7 protein-coding genes are annotated in these 6,594 nt (G+C 59.7%); 2 read left to right on the top strand and 5 right to left on the bottom strand.

Annotated elements, in window-relative coordinates:
• A partial coding sequence (locus BLR85_RS27275) for a transposase (protein WP_093164827.1) occupies positions 1–368 on the top strand: 368 nt, incomplete at its 5' end.
• Positions 369–380: 12 nt separating this feature from the next.
• Here the strand turns inward: BLR85_RS27275 and BLR85_RS30650 are convergent.
• From BLR85_RS30650 to BLR85_RS27245, 5 genes are all read right to left on the bottom strand, one after another.
• A complete protein-coding gene (locus BLR85_RS30650) occupies positions 381–629 on the bottom strand; it encodes a transposase (protein WP_093164824.1) in 249 nt (82 codons plus the stop codon).
• 180 nt (positions 630–809) lie between these two features.
• Positions 810–3,014 carry a GumC family protein gene (locus tag BLR85_RS27265; RefSeq protein WP_093164821.1) on the bottom strand — a complete coding sequence of 735 codons (2,205 nt, stop codon included), beginning with the start codon at positions 3,012–3,014 and terminating at the stop codon, positions 810–812.
• Positions 3,011–4,318, bottom strand: coding sequence for a polysaccharide biosynthesis/export family protein (locus tag BLR85_RS27260; RefSeq protein ID WP_093164818.1), 1,308 nt, complete (start codon positions 4,316–4,318; stop codon positions 3,011–3,013). The genes BLR85_RS27265 and BLR85_RS27260 overlap by 4 nt, the downstream gene beginning before the upstream one ends.
• Positions 4,319–4,744: 426 nt before the next feature.
• Positions 4,745–5,443 carry a sugar transferase gene (locus BLR85_RS27250; RefSeq protein ID WP_093164811.1) on the bottom strand — a complete coding sequence of 233 codons (699 nt, stop codon included), beginning with the start codon at positions 5,441–5,443 and terminating at the stop codon, positions 4,745–4,747.
• Between the two features lie 12 nt (positions 5,444–5,455).
• Entirely contained in the window at positions 5,456–5,815 is a 360-nt protein-coding gene (locus tag BLR85_RS27245; RefSeq protein ID WP_093164808.1) for a hypothetical protein, read from the bottom strand.
• A gap of 514 nt (positions 5,816–6,329) precedes the next feature.
• On the opposite strand from BLR85_RS27245, the gene BLR85_RS27240 reads away from it, so the two are divergent.
• Positions 6,330–6,594 (top strand): transposase (locus BLR85_RS27240; RefSeq protein WP_139188586.1); only part of this gene is annotated, 265 nt, incomplete at its 3' end.

The raw sequence follows: 6,594 nt of genomic DNA, 5'->3' as shown, positions 1-6,594 counted from the left end.
CCATGATCGCGCCATGGGTGATTAAGGGGGCAATGGACGGCCCAGCCCTCGCTGCCTACGTAGAAAAGGTGCTCGCCCCGGAGTTGGACCCGGGCACAGTTGTAGTCCTCGACACCCTGGCCACCCATCGCAACAAAGATGCAGAAGCTGCGCTCAGGGCGCACGGTTGCTGGTTTCTCTACCTGCCGCCGTACAGCCCCGACCTGAATCCCATCGAACAGGCGTTTTCCAAACTGAAGGCGCATCTACGCAGGATCGGTGCGAGGACCTTCTCCGGGCTCTTCAACGCAATCGGCGAGGTCTGCGATCTCTTCAGCCCACAAGAGTGCTGGAACTATTTCCAAGCCGCCGGTTACGCTTCAACGTGAACTGGAACCGCTTTAGGCGGCCGCATCGCGGCCACGGTCCCTTGAACTCTTGAGCCGAGCATTCTCTCTCTCAAGGCCGCGCAATTCCGACAACTGCGACTTGCCTATCCCTCCGAACCGACGCCGCCAATTGTAATAGGTGGCGTCGCTGACGCCGACCAAGCGACATCCCGTCCTGACATCATCTCTATCCGCAAGCTTCAGTTCGATCTCACGCAGCAGCTTCAGAACATCTTCGTCCGAATACCGTTTCCGAGCCATCTCCCGCAACCCTTTCGTGGTCCAAACAATGGCACAGTTTTAGGGGGCAGATACACTCGGGCAATTTGCTGGGCTGCCTGATCTCGGCATCAGGTCCGACAAGCCCCCCCTGCACTCAAATTCGAGGAGAGGTGGATGCAGGCGGGTGCCACAGCGGCTCTGCCTTCCGCCCGTAAGTATTCAGTAGTGGTAGCCGTACATCTCGGTTTCCCGCGCCGCTGCATCCTTGCGGCGCACCATCGTCATGACCACCCCGGCCACGCAAATCCCCGCCGCGCTCTCGAGCCGGTGGATTGAGCGGCGCACAACCTTTGCCGGGGTCGACGCGCAGCGAACGGTGTAGAGTGTGGCATCGGCGTTTTTTGCAAGCACTATAGCATCCGATAGGTGCAGAACCGGCGGCGCGTTGACGACGATCACATCATAGCGCGACGACATCCGCATCATCATCCCTTCGAACAGCTTCGAGCCCAGCAGGTCGCCCGCGTTGTCAGCGCGCCGGCGCGGCACGATCACGTCCGCGTTGAGCAGCTCCGAATGCTGCGGCAGGTCCATAAGCTTTTCACGTCGCTCCAGGTAGCCCACAAGGCACGCGCCACCGGACGGCAGCTTCAGCACGCTGCGTACGTCCGGATGATGCAGGTCGGCATCAAGCAAGAGCACCGATTTGCCGCTGCGGCTCAAACTGTTGACCAAGGCGCAGGCGACGGAGGTCTTGCCCTCTCCCGGCAAAGACGAGGTCACCAGCAGCACCTCCGGCGGGGTCCCCTGCCCCAACTCGAACAACTCCACCCGGATCGAGCGGATATGTTCCATGAAGTTCGTGTTGCCTTTCCCCGCAAGCGCACGCCGCAGCCAGCGATAACGGCCGATTCCACGCACGAAGGGCAGCGGGGCCAGTCCAGGGCGGCGGCTGACAGCACGCAACTCGTCCGAATTCGTGATCGGCGCCTTCACGAGGTTGCAGATGAAAACCCAGGCAATCGCCGCCGACATTCCGAACACTATCGCCATTAGCATGAACAGAGTCTTGCGCGGACTCGACGGCACCGTCGGGATCTCGGCCACGCCGATGATTCGCGCCTCGGGCGTCTGGAAACCAGCCTGCGCACTCGTTTCTTTGAAGCGCCCGAGGAAGTTCCCGTAGATCGCACGGGTTGCCTCCGAGGCACGCTCGAGCTGGCTCAGCCGCACCGACGCCTTGGACAGCTTATCCGTCCGCTCGGAGACCTCTTCGATCTGCTGTTTCAACGCCGCTTCGCGATTGCGTGTCACCACCACATCGCTGCGCATCTCCTCAACACGCCGTGTCAGTTCCGCCTCGATCGAACGGTCGATATTGGCGATCTGGGCCGAGATACGGACCATCTCCGGATGCCGCCGTCCGAACGTGCTTGCCAGCTGCGCCTGGTCCGAAGCCAGATCCGAGCGATGCCGCAACAGCGTCTCCAGCAAGGGCGAGGTCACCACGTCGGCCACGGCCGCCAACCCGCCGACCTCCTGCAACGCCTCGACTTGGCCGAGCCGAACTTTTGCGTCGGCGTGCGCGGTGGAACCGGCCACCAGCATTTTGTTCAGTTCCACCAGAAGCTGGCTGATGCTCTCCTCCGAGCCGCCCGCCGCGTCGATCATCCCGGACTTGAAAGCGACGACCTCCCCGTCCGCCGCCTCGACCTGCGCGCTAAGTTCCAGCAACTGTTCCGAAAGCCAGGCGTTGGCCCGCATCGTGGCCGCCAGTTTCTTATCCAACTGGCTGTCGATATATCGTTCAGCCACCCCGTTTGCCACTGCTGCCGTCGTCGTCGGGTCGCCGGAATCGAAGCTGATTTCAATCGCGTAGGACACACCGAGCCGCTCCACCGCCAATTGGCTGCGCACCGTCCCGATCACCCAGGAGCGCAGCTGCTCCTCGGACAGCCGCGCCGCCACCACGTGCGGCGGATCTCCACCGCGGACCATCCGTTTGGCCCGGGTAAAAACGCCCTCGCTCCGCGGCACGCGCGGATCGAACTTGGGATGCTCCATCAGGCCCAGTTGATCCACCACCTCGCCGATAAGCACGTTCGAGCGTATCATCTCCACCTCGCCGGCAATCACCGGGTCGGAGGCGCTGAGATCCGAAACGACTTTCTCAACTGGTGTCGCCCGCTCTTCGCGGGTATCGAGCATCACCTTTGCACTTGCCGTGTAGATCGGCGGCACAACTTGCAGGTATACGAACATCGCCGACGCGCTGAGCAGCGTGACAAGTACGATCAGCCAAATATTGGCCCGCAGCACCGAGAGCAGCGCCGACAGGTCCGTGTATTGCAGCACGCCATCCGGTCGCCCGTACGCTACCGGCTCGCCGCTCGAGAGATTACTGTACCGTGTAGTCTCGTTCATCCCGAATCCCCATGCCCCTCTGGCGGCTTGACAACGACCACCAGCAGATCGCCCGGAACCAACTCGTCATAGGGCGCGAGCGACAACGTCACCACCTCGCCCCCGGTGCGGCGCCGCACCTTGAACTCGATAAGCAGTTCTGCTTCCAGCCCCGCAGCCGCGCTCATCCACTGCCGGATCAGCCCCAGACGATCCTCCAGCGAATCACGGGTGGCGATCGTCTTGCTGATGTCCCGGCGGAAGGCTTGCGCCTGCGTGAGCAGTGTGTTCTCCCGCGTCGTATCGAAACCTGAAAGCTGGCCGCGCAGGTCCGCAAGCTGCAACAGCGCCTGCGAACGCTGCTCGCGAACCTGCAGAAGCTCGTTCTCGGCACGGCCTACAGAAAATGCCGTAGCGTTGGCATCCGCCTTCGGCACCAATCCCTTGTCCGCGAGCGCCAACTGGCGCTCGCTCTCCGCAGCGGTCATTGCGGCCATCTCCTCCAGCACGACCTCACGCTGGTCCATCAGGCCGATCCGTCGCTCCGCCTCAGCCACCCCGTCCTCCAACAGCTCGCGCCGCGTGCGCAGATCTGCCGCCTCCAGCCGGATGATCTGGTCCTCCCGGGTCTTGTGCTCGTCGAACAGTTCCCGGTTCACACCGGACCGGATCTCCTGCGGAACGCTCGACCACTGCGCACTGTCCAACCCGACAAGCTGCGCCTGGACCCGCGCAAACTGCGCCGACAGCAGCGCGAGATCGTATTCCAGTTCGTCCAGGGTCCCCTCGATGTTGCGCTTTTCGAGGATGCGCGCCTCCTCGTTATTGGCAAAAACAGCGGGCCCACCGGCCAGCCCCACCGCCTGCTCGGCGGTCAGGAAGGGCTGGTAATCGTAATTCCCCGGCTGCTTCACATCGCCAAGCACGAAGATCGGCCTGAAGCTTGCGATCGAGAGATCTATACCCGGACTGATGAAGATCTCGCGATCCACGTAGGTCCGCCGGATCATCTCCCGTGCCTCGCCTACCGGCAACGAGGCCACCCGCACGCCGCCGATGAAAGGCAGTTGCACTAGCCCGTCGCTGCCGATGACGAACCGCTGCGGCGGGGCGTCATCGTCGAGTATATCGAACTCAAGCTCGTCGCCGACATTGATCGTGTAATTGTCAGGAGCAGGCGTCTGCGCCGTGGCCGCGCCCCCTCCGGAAAGCACCGGAATCAGAAGGAGAATAACCACAAAAACAACGCCAGCGATGAAATAATGCACCGTTTGCACGACAATGGACGACCGGTTGGCCTTCGGGATGGAAACGATCAGTCGCATTACCGAACCCTCGGAATGGTCGGGAATCCGCCCAGATCAGAGTGTTGAGAGCTTGAGGATTGACCGCCATCCGATTTGGACCTAACCCAGACACCAAAAGAGCAGATCACGAATTCCGAGAGCATGTCCGGGTCAGACATCCCTTCGCATGAGGCGGCGGCGACCGCCAAGGTAATCCCAACGCGTCCGCCTGTCGGCGCCACGCGATCCGGTGCAGGTCCTTCCGCGCCGAAACGTATCCTCAGGTTCACCTCGCCCGGTTTCCTGCGCAGGGCCATCGTTGCCGGCTGTATTCTCGTTTGGATGGCGGTCATCTTCTTCCTGTTCCTCTGATCCTTCCCTCCGGCGCGAAAGCCACTGTTTAACAGCGGCCGACCGAAGCGATTGTCGGAGTCGGCCAGCCCTAAAAGGGTCTTCAGTTGCTGCTCAGCGCGCGCCGTCGCCGCTCACGACAATCGTGACTGTCTTTAGAATGATGCGAAGATCACCAGTGAAGCATCGGTTGTGAACGTACTCAACGTCCATCGCAACGCGCGACTCATATGTGGTGTTGCAGCGGCCATTGACTTGCCACAAACCAGTGATCCCGGGCTTGACTGAGACGTACTCGCAGAAGTGGTTGCCGTAATGCGAGACCTCCGAGGCCACGATCGGCCGCGGCCCGACGATGGCCATGTCGCCCAAGATCACGTTCCAGAACTGCGGCAACTCGTCGAGGCTAGTCCGGCGGAGAAATGTCCCGATCGCCGTTACTCGCGGATCATCGTCTAACTTTTGGGTCGCTTCCCACTGCGCCCGCGCCGCCGGATCTGACTCCAGAATCTGCTCTAGGCGGGCCTCGGCGTCGCATACCATTGTCCGAAACTTGTAACATCGGAACGGGCGACCGTTCTTTCCAACGCGCCGGTGAGCGAAGAACAACGGGCCACCTTCGAACACGAAAATTAGAATTGAGACTAGCACCAGAATGGGTGCAAAGAACAGGAGCGCACAGATGGCAAACACCTTATCGAATAGCGATCTTCCCCATTCACGTCCCGTCAGCGCAAACTCGATCCCGACCACGATCAGATGCCGTAAATATATGCCGCCAGAAGCGCCTCTCGCGCGATAATCAGACCACATGACCCAACCAATCTATACTATATCTACGTGGCATGTGTCAGAGCCATTCTTCCACTGATCGAGGTTGTAACTCGCTCGGTCTGTGAAGGAGTAATGGGCGCTGTCCTCGCCGTCTGAGGTGCCATAGATGTCTGAGGTTCCGTAGATTCTGTCACCGCCCGGATCGGATACATGTTTAATTTTGAAGATGACTGTGCCGCCGACGTCTAAGCCGCTCGCAGTGGTCTCCCCTGTATCGCAAGGGGCATAGTCATCTTGATCCGTTGAAACGGCCAGTATGTCTTCGGAGTTGACAGGTTCAACGGTGACAACATCACCAGTTTCTACAAAGATTTCTTCATCCAACGAAATAGTATCGACGAGATTTCGCATAAGTTGCAGTCTCCACAGCGAACATCCCATAGGTAACTCCGAAGATCATCGACCAACTTGCACTGCTATCAACTCGGAAAGCCTATAGGTTCCTCAAACGATGCCCGGGGTTAGATTGCCTGAAGTTCTGCGCTCTACTTGGTTGTTCCAGAGTAACGGTCCAAAACCGTTGGGATACTCTGTTCTTAAGAATCGATATTATTATGGTTAACAGTAGGCAGCCTGCCAAGAATAAGTCAACAAAATGCCACATAGCTGCCAATTTGAACTCTAGTAGATAGAATTTTCAGTTAATATTTCGAGATGCTGGACAAACGGGGATCGAGACCCCGAGACCCTGAACGCGCACACGGCGTTCCTGTCGAACTGGGGGCCTTGCTCCCGGTGTCGCCCTGCCTATCACTGCCAGGCATAACGTCTGCGTGACTTCGTTGTAGCAAGGCTTGCTGTCTAGGTCGTGTTGACAAAAGGGATTCACACTCGGCGATAGGCGTGATTCAAGCTGGTATCTGCGATGGAGACCAGCTTGGCACGAGACCTGATGTCGGACGAGGAGTGGGCGTTCTTTGAGCGTTTCATCTTGTCTGTTCGCGCCCCGAATGGGCGCAAACCCACAAACCACCGGCGTGTTCTTGATGGTGTTTTCTGGATCGCTCGGACAGGAGCACCATGGCGGGACTTGCCCGAAGAGTTCGGAAAATGGTCAAGTGTCTATCGGCAGTTCCGCCGCTGGACGCTCGCCGGTCTCTGGGAACAGATCCTGGAGGCGCTGACCGAGA

The organism is Aliiruegeria lutimaris (genome assembly GCF_900099935.1).
GTDB classification, from domain to species: Bacteria; Pseudomonadota; Alphaproteobacteria; order Rhodobacterales; family Rhodobacteraceae; genus Tropicimonas; species Tropicimonas lutimaris.
This window is presented reverse-complemented; position numbering and strand designations above follow the sequence as displayed.